This window comes from Cupriavidus necator N-1 (assembly GCF_000219215.1).
GTDB classification, from domain to species: domain Bacteria; phylum Pseudomonadota; class Gammaproteobacteria; order Burkholderiales; family Burkholderiaceae; genus Cupriavidus; species Cupriavidus necator.
The window spans coordinates 445,426-468,230 of record NC_015727.1; the positions used below are offsets into that span (position 1 = coordinate 445,426).

The 22,805-nt window shown below is 62.2% G+C and carries 23 protein-coding genes and 1 pseudogene; 23 read left to right on the plus strand and 1 reads right to left on the minus strand.

The features are described 5' to 3' along the window. The first annotated feature begins 91 nt into the window (after positions 1-91). The 9 genes from CNE_RS32135 (at position 92) to CNE_RS41275 (ending at position 6,343) form a co-directional block, all read left to right on the plus strand. Complete coding sequence (locus CNE_RS32135; RefSeq protein WP_013958912.1) at positions 92-898, plus strand: enoyl-CoA hydratase; 807 nt, start codon at positions 92-94, stop codon at positions 896-898. A 140-nt stretch (positions 899-1,038) separates the two neighbouring features. Further along, a complete protein-coding gene (locus CNE_RS32140; protein WP_013958913.1) occupies positions 1,039-2,208 on the plus strand; it encodes a thiolase family protein in 1,170 nt (389 codons plus the stop codon). Then, the gene (locus tag CNE_RS38980; RefSeq protein ID WP_013958914.1) at positions 2,205-2,609 is read left to right on the plus strand and encodes a Zn-ribbon domain-containing OB-fold protein; all 405 of its coding nucleotides are present in this window, start codon (positions 2,205-2,207) and stop codon (positions 2,607-2,609) included. The genes CNE_RS32140 and CNE_RS38980 overlap by 4 nt, the downstream gene beginning before the upstream one ends. 228 nt (positions 2,610-2,837) lie before the next feature. Then, positions 2,838-2,912, plus strand: coding sequence for a pyrroloquinoline quinone precursor peptide PqqA (gene pqqA, locus CNE_RS39835; protein ID WP_080569682.1), 75 nt, complete (start codon positions 2,838-2,840; stop codon positions 2,910-2,912). A gap of 33 nt (positions 2,913-2,945) precedes the next feature. Continuing rightward, positions 2,946-3,884, plus strand: a complete 939-nt coding sequence (gene pqqB / locus CNE_RS32150; protein WP_013958915.1) for a pyrroloquinoline quinone biosynthesis protein PqqB — start codon at positions 2,946-2,948, stop codon at positions 3,882-3,884. A 9-nt stretch (positions 3,885-3,893) separates the two neighbouring features. Continuing rightward, complete coding sequence (gene pqqC, locus CNE_RS32155; RefSeq protein ID WP_013958916.1) at positions 3,894-4,619, plus strand: pyrroloquinoline-quinone synthase PqqC; 726 nt, start codon at positions 3,894-3,896, stop codon at positions 4,617-4,619. Between the two features lie 34 nt (positions 4,620-4,653). After that, a complete protein-coding gene (gene pqqD, locus CNE_RS32160; RefSeq protein ID WP_013958917.1) occupies positions 4,654-4,932 on the plus strand; it encodes a pyrroloquinoline quinone biosynthesis peptide chaperone PqqD in 279 nt (92 codons plus the stop codon). Between the two features lie 10 nt (positions 4,933-4,942). Beyond that, positions 4,943-6,079 carry a pyrroloquinoline quinone biosynthesis protein PqqE gene (pqqE, locus tag CNE_RS32165; protein WP_013958918.1) on the plus strand — a complete coding sequence of 379 codons (1,137 nt, stop codon included), beginning with the start codon at positions 4,943-4,945 and terminating at the stop codon, positions 6,077-6,079. 69 nt (positions 6,080-6,148) lie between these two features. Next, the gene (locus tag CNE_RS41275) at positions 6,149-6,343 is read left to right on the plus strand and encodes a hypothetical protein (protein WP_148271745.1); all 195 of its coding nucleotides are present in this window, start codon (positions 6,149-6,151) and stop codon (positions 6,341-6,343) included. 133 nt (positions 6,344-6,476) lie between these two features. Here CNE_RS41275 and CNE_RS32170 read toward each other — a convergent pair whose 3' ends face one another. Continuing rightward, positions 6,477-6,941: a hypothetical protein gene (locus CNE_RS32170; protein ID WP_041229012.1), complete on the minus strand. Its 465-nt coding sequence runs from the start codon at positions 6,939-6,941 to the stop codon at positions 6,477-6,479. Positions 6,942-7,208: 267 nt separating this feature from the next. Here CNE_RS32170 and CNE_RS32175 point away from each other — a divergent pair, with 267 nt between their 5' ends. The 14 genes and pseudogenes from CNE_RS32175 to CNE_RS32230 all read left to right on the plus strand — a co-directional run bounded on the left by CNE_RS32175 (position 7,209) and on the right by CNE_RS32230 (position 22,611). Further along, entirely contained in the window at positions 7,209-8,447 is a 1,239-nt protein-coding gene (locus CNE_RS32175; RefSeq protein WP_041229013.1) for an MFS transporter, read from the plus strand. A 210-nt stretch (positions 8,448-8,657) separates the two neighbouring features. Then, a pseudogene (locus CNE_RS42395) lies at positions 8,658-8,893 on the plus strand (ABC transporter ATP-binding protein); the annotation flags it as partial. 426 nt (positions 8,894-9,319) lie between these two features. Further along, on the plus strand, positions 9,320-9,625 hold the full coding sequence (locus CNE_RS32180) for a DUF485 domain-containing protein (RefSeq protein ID WP_013958920.1): 306 nt from the start codon (positions 9,320-9,322) through the stop codon (positions 9,623-9,625). Further along, the gene (locus tag CNE_RS32185; RefSeq protein WP_013958921.1) at positions 9,625-11,289 is read left to right on the plus strand and encodes a cation acetate symporter; all 1,665 of its coding nucleotides are present in this window, start codon (positions 9,625-9,627) and stop codon (positions 11,287-11,289) included. Before CNE_RS32180 ends, CNE_RS32185 begins: the two co-directional genes overlap by 1 nt. Positions 11,290-11,344: 55 nt before the next feature. Further along, positions 11,345-11,593 carry a hypothetical protein gene (locus CNE_RS32190; RefSeq protein WP_013958922.1) on the plus strand — a complete coding sequence of 83 codons (249 nt, stop codon included), beginning with the start codon at positions 11,345-11,347 and terminating at the stop codon, positions 11,591-11,593. Position 11,594: 1 nt separating this feature from the next. Continuing rightward, complete coding sequence (locus CNE_RS32195) at positions 11,595-14,348, plus strand: sensor histidine kinase (RefSeq protein ID WP_013958923.1); 2,754 nt, start codon at positions 11,595-11,597, stop codon at positions 14,346-14,348. Continuing rightward, positions 14,345-14,731: a response regulator transcription factor gene (locus CNE_RS32200; RefSeq protein WP_013958924.1), complete on the plus strand. Its 387-nt coding sequence runs from the start codon at positions 14,345-14,347 to the stop codon at positions 14,729-14,731. Before CNE_RS32195 ends, CNE_RS32200 begins: the two co-directional genes overlap by 4 nt. A 38-nt stretch (positions 14,732-14,769) precedes the next feature. After that, entirely contained in the window at positions 14,770-16,890 is a 2,121-nt protein-coding gene (locus CNE_RS32205; protein WP_238553198.1) for an exonuclease domain-containing protein, read from the plus strand. Further along, the gene (locus CNE_RS32210; protein WP_148271746.1) at positions 16,850-18,019 is read left to right on the plus strand and encodes a DUF294 nucleotidyltransferase-like domain-containing protein; all 1,170 of its coding nucleotides are present in this window, start codon (positions 16,850-16,852) and stop codon (positions 18,017-18,019) included. Before CNE_RS32205 ends, CNE_RS32210 begins: the two co-directional genes overlap by 41 nt. A gap of 158 nt (positions 18,020-18,177) precedes the next feature. Next, the gene (gene acs / locus CNE_RS32215) at positions 18,178-20,079 is read left to right on the plus strand and encodes an acetate--CoA ligase (RefSeq protein WP_013958927.1); all 1,902 of its coding nucleotides are present in this window, start codon (positions 18,178-18,180) and stop codon (positions 20,077-20,079) included. A 313-nt stretch (positions 20,080-20,392) separates the two neighbouring features. Then, a complete protein-coding gene (locus CNE_RS39845; protein WP_013958928.1) occupies positions 20,393-20,560 on the plus strand; it encodes a MaoC/PaaZ C-terminal domain-containing protein in 168 nt (55 codons plus the stop codon). Further along, entirely contained in the window at positions 20,560-20,976 is a 417-nt protein-coding gene (locus CNE_RS32220; protein WP_013958929.1) for a phasin family protein, read from the plus strand. Before CNE_RS39845 ends, CNE_RS32220 begins: the two co-directional genes overlap by 1 nt. Before the next feature lie 55 nt (positions 20,977-21,031). Continuing rightward, positions 21,032-21,409, plus strand: a complete 378-nt coding sequence (locus CNE_RS32225; RefSeq protein WP_013958930.1) for a hypothetical protein — start codon at positions 21,032-21,034, stop codon at positions 21,407-21,409. Positions 21,410-21,504: 95 nt separating this feature from the next. Next, a complete protein-coding gene (locus CNE_RS32230; protein ID WP_013958931.1) occupies positions 21,505-22,611 on the plus strand; it encodes an IS110 family RNA-guided transposase in 1,107 nt (368 codons plus the stop codon). Positions 22,612-22,805 lie beyond the last annotated feature (194 nt).

Here is a 22,805-nt window from a genome sequence, read left to right on the forward strand (position 1 = left end):
GCTATTGCTGAGGGTATCAGGCTGGTGAACCGTAGCTACCCACGCTCCTTCACGCAGGCGAGACATCCAGACTGGACGCAACAGAGCGACCATGGAATATCAGGACATAACGTACGAGGTTGTCGGCGCCGTGGCGCGCATTTGCCACAATCGTCCGGCCAAGGCCAACGCCGAGAGCGAACGTCTGCTCGCGGAAATGGACGATGCGCTGCAAAGGGCCAAAACCGATGATCGGGTCGGGGCGGTCATCATCGGCGGAACAGGAAAGCATTTTTCTTCCGGGCACGACCTGACCGATCCGCTTTCGACTCGCCGTGGGCTGAATACCGAGCGGGCCTGGGTCTGGGAAACCGAACGCTACCTCGGCAATGCCATGCGCATCTGGGATTTTCCAAAGCCGACGATTGCGCAGGTGCAGGGCGCTTGCGTGGCTGGCGGCTTCATGGTGGCCAATATGTGCGACCTGGTCGTGGCTGCTGATGATGCCTTCTTCAGCGACCCCGTGAATCACAGCCTGGGCGTGGCCGCGGTCGAAGTGCTGGTGCATCCCTGGGTGCTGGGCTTGCGCAAGGCCAAGGAGCTCCTGTTTACCGGCCAGCGTATCAGTGCCACGGAAGCCAGGGAGTGGGGCATGGTCAATCACGTGGTGCCCCGCGCCGAACTGGAGGCATTCACGCTGGAACTTGCCCAGCGGATCGCGGCGGCGCCGCCCATGAGCACACAGATGCTGAAGCGCTCGCTGAACCGGACGGCTGACATGATGGGCTTCCGGACGTCCGTGATGGCGCATTTCGACACCCACCACGTCACGCATTCCACCGACGAGCACAAGGCGATCATGGACGCGGGACGGGAGCGCACCATCCAGTCGGCGAAGAAGGTCCAGGGCGACGCCTGAATATCCTTGCCTGATTTTCTTTCGGCCATGACACGCAACGCGGTGGCATGGCCGGATTGCGGTTTGCGACCCCTGAAATGGTTCATCACAAACGGTATGGACGCTCCGGGCACACATAATCCTGAACCAGGAGAAACAAGTTGGACAGTGCTGTAACGATTTGCGCAATCCATGAAATGAAGCCCGGGCGTTATCCCGGCCTCGGCCCGCACGATATATTTCACGCCGTCCTGAATGGCGCGCTATCCGAATGGTCTATCCGGCCGCAGGATATCGACGGGCTGCTGACCTGTCCCGGGGGGCAGGCATCCGGTGCGACCGATGCGTACATTCATGAACGACTGATCGCGGAATTGGGGATCCAGCCCGGATTTGCGGAAACCATTTCTTCCGGCGGCGCAACCTTTGCCTTGATGGTGCAGCGGGCTTCGATGGCCATCGCAGCCGGGCAAGCGAACACGGTCCTATGCATCGGGGCGGGAAAGTTCATGAAGCCGGGCGCGGGTGCAGCCGAAATGATGGCGCGCGCCATCAGCGAGGAAGATTTCGAGTTCCCGTATGGCACCTTCGTTCCCGCCCTGTATGCGCTGATTGCGCAGCAGTTCATGGCCGAACGCGGCGTGACCCGCGCGGATCTGGCCAGGGTGGCGGTATCCGCCCGCAAGTGGGCGCTGCTCAATCCGGATGCGCGCATGCATGATCAGGGACCGATCACGATTGGCGATGTGATGCAGTCTCGCCCGATCGCGGAGCCTTTCCATTACCTCGATTGCTCGGTCCCATCCGATGGTGGCGGCGCGATCCTCGTGACGCGCGCCGATATCGGCAAACGGCTGTCCGGCCGGCCGGCTTACGTCAAGGGTTATGGGGAGAGCCACTTGAGCGGCTCCATCAGCAGTACCCGCAACCTCACGCAGACGGGTGCCGTGGTTTCCGGCGAGCAGGCATTCCGGCGCGCAGGGCTTACTCCTGCCGATATCGATGTCGTCGAGCTCTACGATGCCTTTACCGCGGCGCCCTTGCTATTGCTGGAGAACCTCGGCTTCTGCGAACGTGGCGCTTCCGGTCGTTTCGTTCAGTCCGGCGCGACCGATCCCGGCGGCAGTCTGCCGATGAATACCAACGGTGGCCTGCTCTCCTTCGGCCATACCGGGGACGCCTCCGGCATGTCGGTCCTGATCGAAGGCGCGCGTCAGGTGATGGGGCTGGCCGGAGCGAACCAGGTCAGGCAGGCCGAGAACGCGCTGATCCATTGCTACGGAGGAATGATGTACGACCATGCAACCCTCATCCTGGGAAGCGAACCATGACAGCAAAGCCCAAGCCGAAGGTCAGCAGCTTGAATGCCCCGTACTGGGAAGGTACGGCGGTTGGGGAACTGCGTCTGCGGCATTGCCAAAAATGCGAGGCCTTGTTCCGCTTTACCCATCCGCGTTGCCCCTGTTGCTGGTCGGACGACCTTGACTGGAAGCGAGCCCGGGGCAAGGGGACGGTGGCGACATTTACCGTCGTGCATGTCGCGCCTTTTCCGGCCATGGAGAGTTCCGTTCCCTACATCCTCGCGCTGGTGGACCTGGAAGAGGGCGTTCGCATGATGTGCAATATCGTGCTTTGCGATCCGCTTGAAGCGCGCATCGGCATGGCGGTTTCAGTCGCATTCGAGGATCGCGACGGCATCTCTCTGCCCCAGTTCAAGCCGAGCGAAATGTGACCCGGCTGGCCGCTCCGGAAGGACAAGGTGCAGCCTGCAGTTGGCACTGATGGCGATTCGATGCAATGCCGGATGCGGTTACAGGCAAATGCCCTCGATGTTTCGCCTTACGCTGTTGGAGCGCATCAACGCGAAGCCGGAGGGGCGGTCTCCCGCCACCCCGTGGGCCGGTGATGTATCGGCAATGGCATGGTGCCGCTTTATCCAACAACGTAAGGAGAGATAAAAATGACCTGGGAAACCCCCGCCTATTGCGAAATGCGCTTTGGCTTTGAAATTACCATGTACATCGCCAACCGCTGACGCTGTCGCGCGGCACACCGTCCATTACGTCCCATGAAGATCAAGGTGCTAGGCTCGGCCGCGGGCGGCGGACTGCCGCAGTGGAATTGCAATTGTGCAAACTGCGCCGCGGTGCGCCGGGGCGACCCGGGCATCACGGCCCGCACGCAATCCTCGCTGTGCATTTCCGAAAACGATAGAGACTGGGTGCTGCTCAATGCCTCGCCGGACATCCTGCAGCAGATTCGGGCCACCCCGGAATTGCAGCCCGCCCGCGCCCTGCGCGATAGCGGCATTGTGTGCGCGCTCGTGACGGACGCCCAGATCGACCACACGGCTGGCCTCTTGCTCCTGCGCGAGCGTCAGACGCCGTTGCCGCTGCATGCAACGCCATCCGTCTGGGCGGAGCTGCGCGAAGGCTTTCCGCTTGGTCCGATGCTGTCGCATTACTGCGGGCTCGACTACCGGGAAATCCCGATGAACGGGAGAGGGTTCAGGATTCCCGGACTGCCGCATACGCGCTTCACCGCTGTCCCGCTGTCCAGTGCAGCCCCTCCTTACTCGCCGAACCGCAATCGGCCTGCGCCAGATGACAACATCGGTCTGCTGATCGAGAACGAAACCAGCGGCGCTGTTGTCTTCTATGCGCCCGGCCTCGGCCAGATCGATACGCCCGTTCGCGAAGCGATGGCTGGGGCTGATCTGCTGTTGATTGATGGCACATTCTGGCAAGAAGATGAAATGATGCGCGTCGGGCTGTCGACGAAGTCGGCGAGTGATATGGGCCACTTGCCGCAGAGCGGACCGACCGGCATGATCGCCGCGCTTGGTGGTCTGCCCGATATCTCCGGCCGGGCTGCCGCGCGGCAGCGCAAGGTCCTGATTCACATCAACAACACCAACCCGATTCTGCGAGACGACAGCCCGGAGCGGCGTGAGCTCGACCGCCACGGGATCGAAGTGGCCGTCGACGGCATGACCTTTTGTGTGTGAGGTATCGCGATGCACCTGACCGATCCGTTATCCACCAGTCGTGAGGAAGGGGATGCCTGGACGCGCCTGGAATTTGAAGCGCGCCTGCGCGACATGGGCAAGCGGTACCATATTCATCATCCTTTCAATGTTCGCCTGAACAGCGGTGAGTGCTCGCCGCAGCAGATACGCGGCTGGGTAGCCAACCGTTTTTACTACCAGATCAATATACCGCTCAAGGACGCGGCCATTCTTTCTAACTGCGGTGACCGGGCCACGCGACGCGAATGGGTGGTGCGATTGCTCGATCACGACGGCTGGGGAGAGCAAGAGGGCGGCATTGAGGCGTGGACACGCCTGGGTAAGGCTGTCGGGCTGTCGCGCGAGGCGCTCTGGTCGCTCGAACTGGTGGTCCCGGGGGTGCGCTTCGCGGTCGATGCCTATGTCAACTTCGCCCAGAGAGCTCCCTGGCAGGAAGGGGTCTGCGCCTCGCTGACCGAGATGTTCGCGCCACAGATCCATCGGGATCGTCTTGCCGCGTGGCCGCTAAATTATCCGTGGATTGCAGCAGATGGACTCGAATACTTCCGCTCGCGCATTCCGCTTGCTCAGCGCGACGTCGATCATGGTCTGCGCGTCACGCTCGATCACTTCACCACCCGGAGCCAGCAAGAACGCGCGCTAGGCATCCTGCAATTCAAGCTCGACATCCTCTGGCAGATGCTGGACGCAATTGAACATGCGTTCCCAGGTTGACACGCTGGCATTGGCGACAGGAGCTCGCTTTATCATGACCGAATGGGATCTTTCCACCCCCGTCTTGAATGTCGGATTTCGCCTTCAGTGGGAGGCAGCGCAACAGGCGCACGTGCTGCTGTTTCCGGAAGGGATGATCCGTCTGAATGTTAGCGCGGCAGAGATTCTCAAACGCTGTGACGGCACGCGTGTCACGGATGAGCTCGTGACTGAACTTGAGACGGTCTTTAGCGTGCAGGGTATTCGAGCAGAGGTTCAAGCGTTTCTGGCGCATGCGACACAACGTGGCTGGGTCGGCTGGGTGCGCGAATGAGGACTTCGGTATGAGCGGCGATCGACTGTTGGCTAATCCGCCACTGTGGCTGCTTGCCGAGCTGACTTACCGATGCCCGCTGCATTGCGCCTTCTGCTCCAACCCAACGGATTACGCGCGGAATCGTGAAGAACTTACCACAAGCGAGTGGTTTGAAGTGCTTCGCCAGGCGAGGGCCTTGGGTGCTGTGCAGGTCGGATTCTCGGGCGGCGAACCAATGATGCGCGACGACCTGGAAGTCTTGGTCGGCGAGGCGCATCGCCTGGGGTATTACACCAACCTCATTACATCCGGCGTAGGCGCTACCGCGGAGCGCTTGGCCGCGCTCAAGGCTGCCGGTTTGGATCATATACAGCTCTCGTTCCAGGATTCCACACGAGAGCTGAACGACTTCCTGAGCAACACGCGCACCTTCGAACTCAAGCAACGCGTTGCCAGGCTCATCAAGGCCAACGGCTATCCAATGGTCCTGAACGTCGTGCTGCACAGGCACAACCTGCCGCATGTCGATAAGATCATCGAGATGGCGGTGGCGCTCGAGGCCGACTATCTCGAACTGGCGAACACGCAGTATTACGGCTGGGCACTCGTCAACCGCGATCAGCTTCTGCCTGATGTGGAGCAGGTGCGGACCGCCGAAGAAGCAGTCAGGATGTGGCGCAGTCGCCTTGGGGAACGTTGCCAGATTCTGTTTGTGGTGCCGGACTATTTCGAAAGACGCCCGAAGGCCTGCATGAACGGCTGGGGTTCGGTGTTTCTTGCCATTTCTCCAGACGGCACGGCGCTCCCTTGCCATGCAGCGCGCGTGATACCCGGGTTGGAGTTTCCGAATGTCCGGGACACCACGCTCGCCGAGGTGTGGCGAGACAGCGAAGCGTTCAATGCGTTCCGAAGCGACGGCTGGATGAAGGAGCCCTGCCGCAGTTGCGACGAGCGACATAAGGATTATGGCGGCTGCCGCTGCCAAGCGTACCTGCTGACAGGCAGCGCGGCTAATGCTGATCCGGTCTGCGAGCGCTCGCCATCGCACGGCGAAGTCGAGCGTGTGATCGCTGTTGTTGCGCAGCGGCCGCGCGCGGCGGCTCAAGCGATGATTTTCAGAAGCGATGAGAATTCTCGCCGGCTGCATCCAGGTGAGCAGAGCTAGGTGGAGTGGTCTCGCTGAGGTCAAGCCGGGGGGCGGTAACTAAAGCGGGAACTGAAGCAGGAGCATGCCATGTCAAGACGCCGAATTACATTCATCATCGGTGCCGCTGCCGCGGTCTTTCTTATTGTTGTTGCGGTGATGTACGAACGGGCCGTGGACGATAACGAAAATGGGGCGTTGTCTGATCAAACGTCGTCGGATCGTCCCATTTTCTTTTGCAACTCGTCGTGTAGTTGGGCGTTGCTGTTTGAGCAAGCGAGATAGGGGCTGGCCATTCGTAGGAGAGTCGTCGAGGAAGTCATCGCGCGCGTGTGTCGACGCTGTCGCTTCGACAGACCGCGGACGATGCGGTAACTCGGCCGCGCTATGACGCGGCCGAAACCTTGCCGCACCTGCGTCAGCTCGCCCGGATGTCCCCGCAGAAAATATCGAAATTGCCATCCGCAGGGCTTGTCCGCACCACGACCGTGTATTCGCCTCCTCTGAGCTGACTCAACGTGGCCGTGGATCTTCTCGATAGTGTTAAGACGCCACCACTACCAGGCAGGTTGTCTGGAAGCACAGTACGATTGAGGTCATATGCGGGCATCGCACCATGACTGGCGCAGGATCCGCGGTAGATGTACGTGTACAGGTGAGCGGGGGGACTCACCTCGTTGGGGACACCGCCAATAAGAAGGGTTATTGCAGTCTGGTCGCCCTGCGCCGCCAATGTGGCCTGCGCTATATGTCCGGCATTGCGCGTCGTGGCAGTGAGGGGGACGATAGTCACTGCATCGTTCTGGGCGATGGCATCTGTGGGCGCAATTCCCGCGGGAATTGCCGAAAACGCCAATATCGTTGATAGGAGCGTATTTTTCATCACAAGTTCTCCAACATTTTCCCCGGTCCTGATTCGACTCCGATCCCAATATAGGCCACCCTCCGTCAGTTACATCTTGCGGCGCAAGAGGCTCCGCCCGGGATCCCGGTCCTGTCTAGTTCAATGGCTCCCCGTTCCGTTCAGCGACCCCCTCGGCATAAGGGAAGAACATTGCCGTAGGAGGCATCGCTGATTGCGCCTGTAGCGGCATCCCCGAGGCGACCGCTTACTACACTTGCCATGCACCATGGCTCTCGGGAGACGCAAGTGAGCAAGGAACGCAGGCTGGACGACGGCGCGCGCGATGGCCGGAAGTGGTCATTGGTGCTGCTCTGCCTACTGGCGCAGAACTGTGTGATGGGCTTTGCCTTCGGTTCGTTCGGCCCGCTACTGGCGAGCACGGAGCAGGATTTCGGCGTATCGCGCGCGCTCGCCACCGCCGGGATGAGCTTGATCACGCTGGCGTTGGGAGGCTTGTCGCCAGTGCTCGGCGGATGGATGGAGAGGGTGTCCGTGCGCACCGGCATGGCCGGCGGCGCCCTGCTGAGCGCGATCGGCTACGTGGGGCTGGCCTGCGCCGGTTCGTTCGCGGTCGCGCTGGGGATGTACGGACTGATCGGGATCGGTGTCTGCCTTACGGCAATCCTTGGGCCGTTGATCCTGATCAGCCGCTGGTTTGATAAGAACCGCGGCAAAGTGCTCAGCATCGTCAACCTGCCGATCCTGCTGTTTCTGACGCCGTATATCGTCGCCAAACTGCTGCCGCACTACGGCCGTGCCGGCCTGTTGAGCGCGATGGGCGCGATCTGTGCCTTGCTCGCGCTGTTGCTCCTGCGATTGGTCGAGCCCGCGCCAGTTGCGGCGCACCAAGCACAGCCCGGTGTGCCAGCGGCGCAATGCGCGAGCGGCGCGTCGTTGCTCAAGCGTCCGGCATTCTGGTTGCTATCGCTCGGCATTGGCATCATGGCTGGCGCAGGCACCGGTTTCGTCGTGCATATCGTGCCGTTTGGCATGTGTCGGCAGATGCCATTGCAAGCCGCCGCAGCACTGCTGTCGGTCTATGCGGGCGCGGGGATTGGGGGCACGCTGCTGTTTGGCTGGATTTGCGACCGCATCGGCGCGCCGGCAGCACTGGCGCTCAGTGCCTTTCTCCAGGCCGCGCTGTGGTGGGGACTCCTGCTGGTCGACGGCACTCACTTGTATGCGCTGGCGGGGCTGCTCGGCATCTGCGTGGTGCCGCTCGTGACGCTGCACGGCGCAGCGATCAGCCAGATGTTCGGCATCGAGAGTGTGAGCCGTGCGATGGGATACAGCTATTCCATCAAGCTGCCTTTCATCCTGGGATTCGCGCCGGCGCTTGGTCTGATTTTCGACCGCGTCGGCCGCTACGACTTGGCCTTCCTTGCGACGGCCAGCCTGCTGACCGCGGCGGGCGTCTTCCTCTGTTGCTTGTTGCTGATCCTGCGCCGGCAGAGGTCGCTGCCAGCCGTGCCTGCAATTCCCTGAAAGCTTGCGTCAGCCAGTCACAGCTCCCCTGTAATCGGACATCCAATGGACGAAATCACGCGAACCAGCCGGGGAGTGGCCAAAAGCAGGGGAATCCGTCACACAAAGTGCGGGAGACCCACTTTTGCTTCGGTATACGGCACCATGCCTTCCCTTCTTCTCACCATATGGTTGACCTATATTTTCAATAGTGATCTTCTGCCGCCCTGAAGTGTCGGGCGTGTACTGCTCGCAAAGCCGCGCTATGCCATGCTGGATGAGGCTACCAGCGCCTTGGATATTGGCAACTAGGAAGGTCTATACTCGCAGTTGGCCGGCATGCCGACGACGCTTGTTAGCGTTAGCCATCGACCCACACTCCTTAAATATCACCACCAGGTTCTGGAGCTGCCCGGGACGGGAGATGGCAACTGCATCCGACCAGAGACTACCGCTTTGGCTGGTAGATCCTCGTTCGCGCCGAATGGCGCTGTCGCCATCAGCAACCGTCATAGATATCAAGCACCGGCTTGCCACAGTTACCGTTTGATATTTTGCCGGCCTTGCGGCGAAATCGGGCGTGTTCGCCAGCGTACCGAAACGCCTTACTATTCGGGGTATCTGTCTCTTACGCATTCGGATCTTGCGAAGGAGCCGGCGATGCACTTCGGCCTGCTTAGTCTCCCCAGGAGGGGTTACGCGCTTGTGACGCTGCCAGAGGCAGCGGGCGAGAATGCTAGGCAAATACACGTCTCAAGGCACGTGCCTTTGGCCCGCGTGCACATCGCCATGAATGGGCGCGGCTGCCCGACAGACGGCCAAAACACATACGTATTGAGACAAAAAAACCGGCTACGGATAGGGCCTCTTATCCGGCGAACAGGAGACAAGGCATGGAAGAAGATCTCGTTCAACGGATAGAGTCCAATTCCAACTACCGGCGGCTGGTTTCAGCCCGCTCCACCTACGGATGGGTGCTGACCGCAATGATGATGGTCGTGTACTACGGCTACATCCTTCTGGTTGCCTTCGGGAAGACCTTGCTCTCCACCAGGATCGGCGATGGCGTGATGACCTGGGGGATTCCGATCGGCCTCTTTGTGATCGTATTTACGGTGGTCGTCACCGGCATCTACGTCCGGCGCGCCAACGGCGAATTCGACAACCTGACGGCTCAGATTCGCAAGGAGGTGCTGTAATGTCGGCCCGGAACCGTATCCTATGCGCATTGATGCTACTGGCCATTGGTGGCGCAGCCTGGGGAGCCGGTGGCGATCTTGGCCAAATGCAAAAGCAGCCAACCAACTGGACAGCGATATCCATGTTCGCTGTATTTGTGGTGTTCACCTTGTTCATCACTAAATGGGCTGCCGCCAAGACAAAGTCCGCGGCGGATTTCTACACCGCCGGCGGCGGCATCACCGGATTCCAGAACGGGCTGGCAATTGCGGGCGACTACATGTCCGCGGCATCCTTTCTTGGGATATCGGCCGCGGTTTACCTGAACGGCTATGACGGCCTGATCTATTCGATCGGCTTCCTGGTGGGCTGGCCTGTTATCACCTTCCTGATGGCCGAGCGCCTGCGCAACCTCGGTCGCTTTACTTTTGCCGACGTGGCGGCCTATCGCTTCGCGCAGACCCCGATCCGCGTGTTCGCGGCCTCCGGCACGCTGGTGGTGGTGGCGTTCTACCTGATCGCCCAGATGGTCGGTGCCGGCCAGTTGATCAAGCTGCTGTTCGGCCTGGAGTACTGGCTTGCGGTGGTGATCGTCGGCACCCTGATGATGGTGTACGTGCTGTTCGGGGGCATGACGGCGACTACCTGGGTCCAGATCATCAAGGCCGGCCTGCTGCTTGCGGGTGCGAGCTTCATGGCATTCATGGTGCTGGCGCAGTTCCATTTCAATCCCGAAGCGCTCTTCGCCAAAGCGGTTGAGATCCACGCCAAGAAGGACGCTATCATGGGCCCGGGCACCTTCATCAAGGATCCCATCTCTGCCATTTCATTCGGCATGGCGCTGATGTTCGGCACTGCGGGCCTGCCTCACATCCTGATGCGGTTCTTCACCGTACCGAGCGCCAAGGAAGCACGCAAGTCGGTGTTCTGGGCGACAACCTGGATCGGCTACTTCTACCTGCTCACCTTCATCATCGGCTTTGGCGCCATTGTCCTGGTCAGCACCAACCCGGTGTACAAGGACGCGCTTGGCGGCTTGCTGGGCGGCAACAACATGGCGGCTATCCACCTTGCGAAGGCCGTCGGCGGCAATGTCTTCCTCGGCTTTATTTCCGCGGTGGCCTTCGCCACGATTCTTGCCGTAGTCGCGGGGCTGACGTTGTCCGGCGCTTCGGCGGTGTCGCATGACCTCTACGCGACCGTGTTCAAGAAGGGCAAGGCCGCCAGCGACAAGGAACTGCGCGTATCGCGCGTGACGACCATCGCGCTGGGCGTCGTGGCCGTGATTCTGGGGATCGCATTCGAGAAGCAGAATATTGCCTTCATGGTGTCGCTGGCTTTTGCGGTGGCGGCATCGGCGACCTTCCCCGTGTTGTTCATGGCTGTGCTTTGGAAAGACTGCACGACACGTGGCGCGACCATCGGCGGCTTTCTCGGCCTGATTACCGCCGTCGGCCTGACCATTGTCTCCAAGTCGGTCTGGGTCGATGTGTTCGGCTACACGGATGCCATCTTTCCCTACACATCGCCGGCCCTGTTTTCCATGACCGTGGCGTTTGTCGGCATCTGGCTGTTCTCGACACTGGACCACAGCGAGCGTGCCCGCATCGACCGGGCGGGATACCCGGCGCAGAAGGTCCGTTCTGAAACCGGCATCGGCGCATCGGAGGCTTCCGGCCACTGAGGTCGCTGAAGCTGCTGAAGCCACTGGAGGCATTGACGTTACTGAGGAACGTTTCATGTCGCGCCGTTCCCTTCTCGGGCACCGCCTGATCGCGCTGTTTGCCCTGGGCTGGTTGTTGTTCAACTACCCATTGCTGGCGCTGTTCAACGATTCGCGCACGTGGTTCGGCGTCCCGCGCTTGTACTGCTACTTGTTTGCCGCCTGGGCGTTGCTCATCACCCTGCTGGCGTTCACGGCGGAACAGAGGGCGCCGCGCGGAAGACCCTCGCAGTCCGACCCGTCGGCACCCGTGCCGGAGGACTGAAATGCTGGATGGCTGGGTCATTGCGCTGGCGTCGTTCGCGTATCTCGGCATGTTGTTTGCGATTGCGTTCTACGGCGACAGGCGCGCTGATGCCGGTGCCAGCATGATAAACAACCCGTACCTGTATGGGTTGTCGCTGGCGGTCTACGCGACCTCATGGACCTACTATGGCAGCGTCGGCCGGGCTGCGGTCAGCGGCATCGGCTTCCTGCCCATCTACCTCGGCCCCACGCTGATGGCGGCACTCTGGTGGACCCTGCTGCGCAAGATCATCCGCATCAGCAAGAACAACCGCATCACCTCGATTGCCGACTTCCTTGCCTCCCGCTACGGCAAGAGCGCGCTGCTTGGCGGCCTTGTCACGCTGGTGTCGGTGATTGGCATCGTGCCCTATATCGCGCTGCAGCTGAAGGCGGTCTCGGCAAGTGTCGCGGTACTGGCGCATTCCCCCGGCCTCGGCATGCGGGGCGACGAAGCCGGGCCGGTCTGGTCGGACACGACACTCTACCTCGCGCTGATGCTGGCGGTGTTCACCATCCTGTTTGGCACCCGTCACGTCGATGCGGCAGAGCGCCATGAAGGCATGGTTGCCGCGATCGCCTTCGAATCGCTGGTCAAGCTGGTGGCGTTCCTTGCGGTGGGGGTCTTTGTCACCTTTGGCATCTATGACGGATTCGGGGACCTGTTCGGGCGTGCCGAAGGGGTGCCTGCCCTGAAAGCGCTCCTGACGTTGAATGGCGATGCGGCGGGTGCCGGTAACGTAACCTTTGGCGCATGGGCCGTGCTGATCGTGCTGTCGATGTTCTCGATGCTGCTCCTGCCGCGCCAGTTCCAGATCGCAGTCGTCGAGAACATCGACGAAAACCACCTGAAGACGGCCACCTGGCTATTGCCTTTGTATCTCCTGGCCATCAATGTCTTTGTCCTGCCCATCGCCTTCGCGGGGATCCTGCACTTCCCAGGGGGCGAAGTCGATCCGGATATGTACGTGCTAGCCCTGCCTATCGGGGAGCAGTCCCCGGCGCTCACGCTCCTGGTGTTTATCGGCGGGCTGTCGGCGGCCACTGGCATGGTCATCGTCGAGACCATCGCACTTAGCACCATGGTCTGCAATGACCTGGTGATGCCGTTGCTACTGCACCTTAAGCCGCTGCGGTTTAGCCATCGCGCCGATATCAATGCGCTGCTGCTGACCATCAGGCGCGCGGCAATCGTGCTGTTGATGATGCTCGGCTACGCCTACTTCCGCCTGGCCGGCGAAGCCTACGCGTTGGTTTCGATCGGCTTGATTTCGTTCGCGGCCGTGGCCCAGTTCGCGCCCGCGATGCTGGGCGCGATCTACTGGAAGAACGGTACGCGGCAAGGCGCGCTTGTCGGGCTGGGTGCCGGCTTCCTGCTCTGGGCCTACACGCTCCTGCTGCCATCGTTTGCGCAGTCCGGCTGGGTGCCGGCCAGCTTTGTCGAATACGGGCCGTTCGGCATAGGCTGGCTGAGGCCGCAGCAGCTGTTTGGCCTGGACGGCCTGGATCCGGTCTCGCATGCGCTGTTCTGGAGCCTGCTGGCGAACGTCGGTGGCTATGTCGGCGTGTCGCTCACGACCACGCAAAGCGCGGTGGAGCGGGTGCAGGCCATCCTGTTCGTCGATGCCTACGCGCACAGCGGCAGCGCGCCGGGACCCCATGTATGGCGTGGCAGCGCTTCGGTGGATGCGGTACTCGCGTTGCTGCGGCGTTTCCTTGGCGCCGCGCGTGCCGATGAGGCCTATGCGCGATTTCGTGAGCAAGGCAGGGCGGACGGGCGGTCGACCGACGCCGACTTGGTGCATTTCGCGGAGATCCAGCTGGCCGGCGCAATTGGCGCCGCATCGGCGCGGGCAGTGATCGCTTCTGCGGTGAATGAGGCACCGCTCGGCCTGGACGAAGCCATGGCGATCCTGGATGAGACCGCGCAAGCGGTCGCCTACAGCCGGCAACTGGAACAGAAATCGCGTGAGCTCGAGACCGTGTCGGCTGGACTCAAGGCAGCCAACGTGCGGCTCACCGAACTCGACCACATGAAGGACGACTTTATCTCGACCGTGACCCACGAGCTGCGCACGCCACTGACGTCAATCCGTGCCTTCTCGGAAATCCTGCGCGACCATCCCGATCTTGCCGCTGACAAACGCAGCGAATACCTCGACCTTGTAATCAAGGAAAGCGAGCGCCTCACACGCCTCATCAACAACGTGCTCGACCTGGCCAAGATCGAATCCGGTAGCACCGAATGGCACACCGTACCGCTAGACTTGAAGCAGGTGATCCAGGACGCGGTGGACGCTACTCGGCACCTGTTCCTGGAGCAACGCATTCAGCTTGCGTTGCAGTTGCCCCCGCAGGTCCCGCTGCTGCTGGCCGACCCCGACCGGCTGATGCAGGTGATGCTGAACCTGCTGTCGAATGCGGTGAAGTTCTGCGACCGGGCGCACGGCCGCGTCGCGGTGAGCCTGGAGGTGGTGGGCAACGATTTGCGTGTTGCGGTGCGAGACAACGGGGGCGGCGTGCGTCCGCAGGACCGGGAGCTTATCTTCGACAAGTTCCGCCAGGGCGGCGACAGGCTGGCGGGCAAGCCCCAGGGCACCGGGCTGGGATTGCCGATCAGCCGGGAAATCATCCGTCATTTCGGCGGTAGTCTGTGGCTGGAAGCGACGCCGGAAAACGGCGCGGTGTTCGTATTCACGCTGCCGCTGCAGAAGGGACCGGAGACAACGTCATGACCCACAAAGTCCTCATCGTCGATGACGAACCGAACATCGTGATCCCGCTGGAATTCCTGATGCAGCAGAGCGGCTACGAAGTAGGCATTGCGCGCGATGGGCAGGCAGCCTTGGAGCAGATGACCGCGTTTCAGCCCGATCTGGTCCTGCTCGACATCATGCTCCCGTTGCTTAGCGGCTTCGAGGTCTGCCAGAAGATCCGGGAAAACAAGGCTTGGGATCGAGTCAAGGTGGTCATGCTGTCGGCGAAGGGACGAGACCTGGAGGTGGCCAAGGGCCTCGCGCTGGGCGCCGATGCCTATATCACCAAGCCGTTTTCCACCAGGGCGCTGGTCGAGCAGGTGAGCGCCTTGCTCGCGAGCGGCCAGAGAGCACGCGAATGATTCAAAAGTGGATCGCGCAACACCGCTTTGGCGTTACGTTGGCGCTGCTCTTCCTGGTGCAGCTGCTTGTCGTCGGCGCGATGCTCCTGCCGCTTGCGATCGATCTGCCGGCGGCGCAGCGCGCATGGTTGACCGCGCTGGTGTTGCAGCGCGGTGCGCTGTGGATCGCGCTGGCGGCACTGCTGCTGCTGGCCTTGGGCGTCGGCCTGAAGGCGTTGTTCAACGCTTACCCGACGCCGGTCACGCGCCTGGCCGAAGACGCCGCGCTGCTTGCGGCCAACCCTGGCCACCGCATCGAGCCACAGGGCGCGCGCGGCGTGCGCAGCCTCGGAGAAGCGCTCAACCTGCTGGCAGCTTCCCACCAGACGCTGCACGACGGCGTGCAGCAGAAAATCGAGCTGGCGAACCGCGCGCTGGCCGAGGAAAAGAACCGGCTCGCCGCGCTCATGGCGGAGCTTTCCTTGAGCGTGCTGGTCTGCAATATCGAAGGGCAAATACTGCTCTACAACGACAGCGCCAGGCAGTTGCTCGAAGCCGGGCGGGGCGGCGCGCCTGCGGCCGGCACGGCGGCAATCGGGCTGGGCCGCTCTGTGTTCGGCGCGATCGAACGTGGGCTTATCCTGCATGCGCTGGAGCAGATCCAGCAGCAACTTCGGGAGAACGAGGACGGCGCGGCGAGACCGGTATCCGGATTTGTCGCCACGCTCGCGCAGGGCCAGATCGTGCGCGCGCAGATGGCGCCGGTGTTCGACAGCGCACACACCCTCAATGGCTTCGTGCTGACGTTGGAAGACATCACCCGCAACGTCGAGGCCGACAGCCGCCGCGACGCGTTGCTGCAGTCGCTCACGCAAGATGCGCGCGCCACGCTGGCGAGTATCCGTACGGCGGTGGAAGCCATCCAGGCGTACCCGGAAATGAGCGCTGAGAAGCGGACTCAGCTCACCAGCATCATCGACGACGAATCGCAGCGCCTGGTGTACCAGATCGACCGTGCCGTGGATCAGCGCGGCGCCGGGATGGACAGCCGTCAGGAACTCGAAGAGATGCGCGGCGCCGATCTGCTCGCGCTGCTGGTGCGACGAATCGGCAGCCCCTCGCTCAGCGTCACCGCCAGCGATACGGTCGACGCCACGTTGTGGCTCAAGGTGGACAGCTACGCCTTGACCCAGGCGCTGGCCTATCTTGCGCAGCGGCTCGCCACCGAAGCCAGCGTCACCGAGTTGCGCTTCGGGCTGCATCGTGCCGGCCGGCTGGCCTATCTTGATCTCACCTGGCGCGGCACGCCGCTGACCGCCGACACGCTGCGGGTGTGGGAGAACGCGCCGTTGCCGATCACCGCGGCCGGCGCAGCGCTCTCGCTGAGCGCACTGATCGCGCGTCAAGGCGGCGAGGCCGTGTGTTCCGCCGGGGCGTCGCCTGATGTCGCTCGCTATCGTCTGATGCTGCCGCTGTCCGAGCCGGGGCCGGCGCTGGACATCCCGCCGGCACAGGAAGGCCGCCCGGAATTCTACGATTTCGACTTGTTTCACAGGCCGGGACAGAGCGCCGAGGCCGACCAGTGCCTGCTCTCGCAACTCAATTTCACGGTGTTCGATACCGAAACCACCGGGCTGGATCCCGCAGCCGGCGATGAGATCATCTCCATCGGTGCCTTGCGCATCGTCAATGGCCGGCTGCTGCAGCGGGAAAGCTTCGACCAGCTGATCCAGCCGCGTGGCGCGCTGAGCGCCGGGTCGATCGCGATTCACGGCATCACGCAAGCCATGCTCAATGGCCAGCCACCGATCGAAACGGTACTGCCGCAGTTCCACCGTTTCGCCGCTGACACCGTGCTTGTCGCGCACAATGCCGCGTTCGACATGAAGTTCTTGCAAATGCTGGAGGCAAGAACCGGCACGGCCTTCACCCAGCCGGTCCTCGATACGCTGCTGCTATCGCAAGTGATCCACCCCCATCAGGCTGAGCACACGCTGGAGGCGATCGCCGGCCGTTTCGGGGTGGCGATCATCGGCCGCCATACCGCGCTGGGCGACGCGATCGTCACCGGCGAGGTTTTTCTCAAGATGACCCCCTTGCTCGCGGAAAAAGGCATCTTCACGCTGAAGGAGGCACGCGATGCCGCGCAACAGACCCACTATGCGCGGATCCGGTACTGAGCAATCGTCCATGAGCGATCCGCCAACGATCCATCCCGATGCCGCCTTCGACCCGACCGCCGTGGGGGGCGGTGCGTTCTCGCGCGATATCGCGGGAGCCAGGCTGCGCATCGCCAGCGCGCAGGACGAAAGGGGCCTGCAGCGGGCAGCCGCGGAGATTCGATCGCTCTGGCAGCGCGTGGCGGGCCAGGCGGCAAGCGAGCCGACTACCCGGCTCATCTCGACGCTCAACGATGCGTTGACGCAGCGCGTGATCGATCTCGCCTGTGCCGGGGAGGAGATGGCGGGCATGCGCTGGTGCTGGATCGCCCTCGGCAGCGAAGGCCGCCAGGAACAGACACTGTCGAGCGACCAGGACAACGGGATGATCCTAGCGGGCAGCGGCGGCGCAGAGGCAATGCGCGACCGGATGCTGCCGCTGGCGCTGCGCATCAACGAAACGCTCGATGCTTGCGGGTTCCCGCTGTGCACCGGCCAGATTATGGCGAGCAATCCGCAATGGTGCCTGGACCTGCATGAATGGCGTGAGCGCTTCGCGAGCTGGATCATCGAAGGTGATCCGCCGGGGTTGCTTAACGCCACCATCTTCTTCGACTTGCGGCCGCTTTACGGCGCCGGGGAGCTGGCGCAGGCATTGATGGGTTGGCTCGGGAAGATGGCGCCGGACAACCCGCGCTTCCTGTTCCAGATGACCGCGAATGCACTGCGGCGCAAAGCACCGCTTGGTTTACTGCGGGACTTCGTGGTCGCGAAGCGCGGTGAGTTCGCCGGAACGATCGATCTGAAGCTGGACGCCGCCACGCTGTTCGTCGATGCGGCCCGCATCTACGGCCTGGCTTGCGGCGCCCGCGCAAGCAATACGGCGCATCGCCTCAGGCGGGCCGGCGAGATGGGACGCCTGGCGCCGAAGGATGTGCAAGCGTGGATCCTCGCTTTCGATTGCATCCAGAGGTTGCGCCTGAAGACACAGCAGCGCTGCTTCGAACGCGGCATGCCCATGCACAACCATGTGGACCCGGACGAACTGGAGACGGGCGAGCGGCGCGCATTGCTCGACGCCTTGCGCCAGGCCCGTGTATTGCAGAAGCACCTGGCACTGGATTACCTGGACGCTCGCCAGGGCATCTGATCGCGCCGGTGCCGCGCACCGGGTACGGCGGCGTACCGACTTCAAAGGCGATTGCGTGCACAGTATGGCAAAGGCCTTGAGCCGCTTGTTTCAGGGAGGGTGGCAGAGGATGGCGCGGCGGCATGGCCCCATGCTCAATATGCACGCAGGAGTAAGCAATGAAATCCATTGAATCGGTTCTCCACGAACACCGCCTGTTCCCGCCGCCCGCAGAGCTTGCGGCAGATGCGGCCATCTCTGGCATGGACGCGTACAAGACCCTCGTCGCCGAGGCTGAAGCCGACTACAACGGCTTCTGGGGGCGTCTCGCACGCGAGACGCTGACATGGAAGGCGCCTTTCTCCAAAGTCCTGGACGAATCGAACGCGCCGTTCTACACGTGGTTCGAGGATGGAGAGCTAAACGCCTCGTACAACTGTCTTGATCGCCATGTCGAGGCCGGCAATGGCGACCGGGTTGCTATCCTCTTTGAAGCCGACGATGGCACCGTGGCCACCGTGACCTACCAGGATCTCCTGCAACGCGTGTGCCGCTTCGCGAACGCGTTCAGGAGACGTGGCGTGAAGAAGGGTGACCGTGTCGTGATCTACCTACCAATGTCGGTGGAGGGCGTGGTCGCCATGCAGGCATGCGCGCGAATCGGCGCGACGCATTCGATTGTTTTCGGCGGCTTCTCCGCGAAATCGCTGCACGAACGGCTGGTGGGTGTGGGTGCCGTTGCGCTGGTCACCGCGGACGAACAGATGCGCGGCGGCAAAGCCCTGCCGCTGAAGAGTATCGCGGACGAAGCCCTCGCGCTGGGCGGCTGCGAAGCGGTGAAGAGCGTGATCGTGTACCAGCGCACGGGCGGCAAGATACAGTGGAACGCGGATCGCGATCTGTGGATGCATGAACTGGCGCAAGCCGAGGCCAGCACCTGTGAACCGGAGTGGGTTGGCGCCGAGCATCCGCTCTTTATCCTGTACACCTCTGGTTCGACCGGCAAGCCGAAAGGCGTTCAGCACAGCACCGGGGGCTTTTTGCTGTGGGCCGCGCAGACCATGAAATGGACCTTCGATTGGAAGCCGACGGATGTATTTTGGTGTACCGCTGACATTGGCTGGATCACCGGCCACAGCTATATCACCTATGGCCCGCTCGCGGTCGGCGGCACCCAGGTGCTGTTCGAAGGCGTGCCGACTTACCCGCACGCGGGCCGCTTCTGGGATATGATCGCGAAGCACCAGGTCACGGTCTTCTATACCGCGCCAACCGCCATCCGTTCGCTCATTAAGGCAGCCGCTGTTGACGAAAAGGTGAGTCCGTCGAACTATGACCTGTCGTCGCTGCGCATCCTTGGCTCCGTCGGCGAGCCGATCAATCCGGAAGGGTGGATGTGGTACTACACCAACATCGGCGGCGCACGCTGCCCGATCCTCGATACCTGGTGGCAGACCGAGACGGGCGGGCACATGATCTCGCCGCTGCCCGGCGCGACGCCGCTTGTGCCGGGCTCGTGCACCCTGCCGTTGCCGGGCATCATGGCGGCGGTCGTCGATGAAACCGGGCAGGACGTGCCTGCCGGACAGGGCGGGATCCTGGTGATCAAGCGCCCGTGGCCCGCGATGCTGCGCACCATCTGGGGCGACCCCGAGCGCTATCAGTCGAGCTACTTCCCGGAAGAGCTTGGCGGCAAGTTGTACCTTGCCGGCGATGGCGCCGTCCGTGACCCTGTGACGGGCTATTTCACGATCATGGGGCGTATCGACGATGTGCTCAATGTGTCCGGCCACCGGCTTGGCACCATGGAGATCGAGTCGGCGCTGGCTGCGAATGCGCTGGTGGCCGAGGCTGCCGTGGTCGGCCGGCCGGACGAGATCACCGGCGAAACCGTCATTGCGTTCGTGGTGCTGAAGGGCGCGCGCCCGGAGGGCGAGGAAGCGGTGAAGATCGCAAACGCGTTGCGGGCGTGGGTGAGCAAGGAGATCGGACCGATTGCGAAACCGAGGACATTCGATTTGGCGACAACTTGCCTAAGACGCGTTCGGGCAAGATCATGCGCCGGCTGCTGCGTTCGCTAGCGAATGGCGAGGCGATCACGCAGGATGTGTCGACGCTTGAGAATCCAGCGATCCTCGAGCAGCTCCGCTGAGCCGAAGCGGCGCCTAACGGCGGGACTCGCGCGTGTATGGACATGGACGTGAAATTCCGCGGGACGGTACGCTTGCGGACAGCATTCCTACCGTAACAGGCTATAGAACAGATGTAGGCGCGCACGTGCCGCAACAGATCAGAGTCGGAACGGGATTTTTCGGAAGATGTGCGTTGCGTCCAGCCAGGTTCGACGCACGGATTGTGAGGGCGGCAAGATCCAAGCAGTTTACGAAGTGGCTGGTGGATATCGTGCTGTTCGCCGCCGTCTCGGGCGACAACAACGCGGTGCACATCGACGAGGAATTCTCCCAGGACCTCCTACCTCCACCTAGGCGCGATGGCGTTGGCGATTATCGCCGCTGCCTGCCTGCGAACCCGCAACGATTCCTTTCAACAGGAGACAATTGATGACCACCCAAACCAACCCCTTCGCCAACGTGACCAAGATGATGCTGGACTTCAAGGTCACCGGGCTTGATATGTCGTCGATCATCGAGTCGCAGCGCAAGGACATGGAGGCGCTAGCCGAGAGCAACAAGGTTACCTATGAGGCGATGCAAGCCATGGCACAGAAGCAATCCGAGATCCTGACCCGGACCATGCAGGGAATCCAGGACTTTGCCCAGGCCCAGGCCGGTGGCGCTGGCTTGATCGACCCTGGCAAGCAGGCGGAGATGATTCGCGTGGCCTACCAGACGGCGCTGACCGATATGAAGGATCTCGCGGAGATGGCACGCAAGTCGCAGGTCGATGCGCTGGCCACCATCACGCAGCGGGCCACGGAGCATATGGAGGAGATTAAGAAGTTGCTGCATCCCAAGTAGGGCATGGACGCGCTGGCCGACGGCCGCCACGGCACCCGGGATCATGGAGAAATCGATGGCATCGCCCTACAACGTTCCTGACGAATATTTGCAGGGCTTCATCCAATCGGGACAGAGCCTGTGGCCGGCCATGATGCTTAACCCAGCCGCACAGGTCCCCGGTTCCTCCGACGCACCATCTGTGCAGCCCGGCGCAGGACCGTTCGCGGATCTGCAATGGCACTATTTCCAGCAGCAGTTCGCACTTTGGACGCGGATGCTTGCCAGCATGGCCGATCGACCGCCCGAAGCGGAGGTCGCGCCCGAGCGGGGCGATCGCCCCTTCAGCGCCGTCGACCGGTGCGACAATCCCTTCTACAGCTTGCTCAAGCAAAGCTACCTGCTCAACGCCAGATTAGCCGAAGACATGGTCGAGGCCGCGGCGTTTGACTAGACAGAATGTATTGACCTGCCGCACCTCAAGCGACGTGGATTAGGCTTGAGGTGGGTTAAACCAACGGCCCAGAGCCACAATTGAGGGGGCAGGTCATGGACAAGTTTAGCAAGTACGTGGGCCTGGATGTCCACCAAGAAACCATTGCCGTGGCGGTGGCGGACACAGCTGGCGACGTCAGGTATGTCGGCGAGATCGGGAATACGCCGGAGGTGATCAGGAAGCTGGTTACGCAACTCAAACGTGACGGAGCCCGACTTTCGTTTTGCTACGAAGCGGGGCCGGGTGGCTACGTGCTGTATCGGCAACTGCGTGATCTGAAGCAGGACTGTCAGGTGGTCGCCCCTTCGCTGATTCCGCGCAAGCCTGGCGAACGCGTCAAGACCGACCGCCGCGACAGCCTGAGCCTGGCCCGGCTGCACCGGGCCGGCGAACTGACCGCGGTCTGGGTCCCCGGCGAAGCCCAGGAGGCCTTACGCGACCTCACCCGTGCACGCGAGGACATGAAGCATCTGCAGCGGCAGGCCAAGCAAAGATTGTTGTCGTTTCTGTCACGCCATGGCCACCGCTATAGCGGTAAATCCCGCTGGACCCAAGCGCACTGGCGCTGGCTCGAGGGGATCAAGTTTGCCTACCCGGTGCAGCAGATCGTGCTGCAGGAATACATCGATACGGTCAAGGCTTGCAGCCAGCGTGTGGCACGCCTGGAGCAGGAGATCGCGCGCGCGGTGCAAGACAGCCCGGTTTGGCCGGTGATCGAGGCCCTAATGGCTCTGCGCGGCGTGAGCCTGATCACTGCCGTGACGGTGGTGGCCGAGCTTGGCGATCTGCGCCGCTTCACCGACGCGCCGCAGTTGATGGCCTATCTCGGACTGGTGCCAAGCGAGCATTCCAGCGGCAAGCGCGAACGACGAGGCAGTATTACCAAGGCCGGCAACAGCCATGTGCGGCGAGTGCTGGTCGAGGCGGCCTGGACCTATCGGCATCCAGCGCGAAAGACCGCCACCCTCCAGCGTCGTGCCGAACGCACCACGACAGAGATCCAGGGGATTGCCTGGGAAGCGCAGAAACGGCTGTGTCATCGCTATCGTCACCTGAGCGCGCGCGGCAAACTGCCAGTGCAGGTCTGTACAGCGATTGCACGTGAACTAACGGGCTTTATTTGGGCGGTCGGCCAGCAGGCAGAGGTCAGACGGCCCTAATCGAACCGATAGACACCAGTGTATTTGGGCCAGGTCCGGCAGCGGTGGAGAATCCTCGCCCACACTAGGAGGCAACTGGAAACAGCACAACCCTCGAAACTAGACGGAGGCAGCTCCTCGACGAATCATTTGTCATGCGGTACCCAACCCGCGCATATCAGAATGATCAACCGTCGAAGAACCGCCGGCCCTGG